Annotated in this window: 3 protein-coding genes; all 3 read left to right on the top strand. The window is 66.5% G+C overall.

The annotated features are described in order from the left end of the window. Positions 1-259 (top strand): hypothetical protein (locus tag Q9Q40_15010; protein ID MDQ7008529.1); only part of this gene is annotated, 259 nt, incomplete at its 5' end. Next, positions 253-1311 carry a hypothetical protein gene (locus Q9Q40_15005; GenBank protein MDQ7008528.1) on the top strand — a complete coding sequence of 353 codons (1059 nt, stop codon included), beginning with the start codon at positions 253-255 and terminating at the stop codon, positions 1309-1311. The genes Q9Q40_15010 and Q9Q40_15005, both read left to right, overlap by 7 nt. Continuing rightward, positions 1308-1535: hypothetical protein (locus tag Q9Q40_15000; GenBank protein MDQ7008527.1), on the top strand; the 228-nt coding region annotated here is incomplete at its 3' end. The genes Q9Q40_15005 and Q9Q40_15000, both read left to right, overlap by 4 nt.

Here is a 1535-nt window from a genome sequence, read left to right as displayed (position 1 = left end):
CTGGTACATCGGCGACGCGGACTGCCACTACGCCCAGGCCGGCCAGCAGGTGGCGACTCTGGACTCGCCACAGATCAGCGGCGTGCCCAAAGGAGCCGTGCTGACCGTCCGCATCTTGCGCCAGGTGAGGCAGTCGGCGATGGATGCCGTTACCGTGGTCCGCTTCCGGGTGCTGGCCCGCAAGACTTCAACGAACTGGGCCAGCCCACCGAGACCCGGGACGCCCTGGGCGCCGCCTGGGGTCACAAGACGGTGCTGACCTACGACGCGGCGGGTCGTCCGACCCGCATCGAGCGGCAGGCGGGCAGCGATTTCGCCTCCACTCACAGCCCCGGTGACAGCGCCTGGACCGCCAGCGGCTGGTCCACCACCGACAGCGCGAGCTGCCTGGGCGAAAACGCCTGGTACATCGGCGACGCGGACTGCCACTACGCCCAGGCCGGCCAGCAGGTGGCGACTCTGGACTCGCCACAGATCAGCGGCGTGCCCAAAGGAGCCGTGCTGACCTTCCGCATCTGGCGCCAGGTGAGGCAGACGGCGAAGGATGCCGTTACCGTGGACCGCTTCCGGGTGCTGGCCCGCAAGACTACTACGGACCCGTGGCCGGCCGGAGCGACGGAACTCTACGCCATCGACTCCTCCCAGATCTCCTGGTCCCGCTGGCGCCAGAGCCTGGCCCTGCGGATTCCGGTGGAGGAGCTGGCGGGAGACGCCTCGGCAAGCACGGTGGACCTTCAGATCCGCTTCGAGTTCGACAGCACGGACACCAACACCAACGCCACCGTCAAGGGCATCGGCATCGGCCAGATCGACGTCAAGCGGCCGCAGTCGGTGATTCTCTCGGAGATCGCCTACGACGAGGACCACACCGACCCCAACGTCTCGGAGACCAACCGTCCCCGGGGCAAACCGACGACCGTGAAGACCTACGACGAGGCCACCGGCGTAGCGATCCACCTGCGCAAACTCCGCTACCAGGAGCGTTTCGGCCTGGTCTCGGCGGAGCGCATCGAGCTGGACTGGGATCGGGACAGCGCCTTCGACAGCTTCGAGACGGCCTACAGCTACGACGACCAGCTCGGGGGCCTCGGTCTGCTGTTGCGCCAGCGGCTTCCCTTTCCGGACGGCGCATCGATCAGCCGCCAGCACCCCGAATACGGTTTGAGTTACCGCCACGGCGCGCTGACGGGCCTGTCGACTCCAGCGTTGCAAAACCACGAGTCCACTTTCCCGCCTCGAGCTGGCGTAGAGGTGGGTTCTCGCCCAGATAGCGGATCTCCACCGCTGGTCCGGGAACTTCACCGCCCGTGAACTCTGGAACCAGATGGATACCTGCCGTCATTCGCCAGATACAGCCCATCAACAGTCGTTCCCGGAGAACCCAGAGCCTAGTTTCTACAACTGCGGAGTCGATCTACATCACACCAGGAGCGACCGACCCCTGGCAGGAGGTGATCCCCGACAGCGCTGGCACTCCCGGCATCGAGTACAATGTGGCCGGCGGCATCCACCGCCTGCGCTACGGCAACGGCACG

It is taken from the genome of Acidobacteriota bacterium (genome assembly GCA_030949985.1).
Lineage (GTDB): Bacteria > Acidobacteriota > Polarisedimenticolia > J045 > J045 > JALTMS01.
Note: the sequence above shows the minus strand (reverse complement) of the source record. Positions and strands in the feature narration are given on the sequence as shown.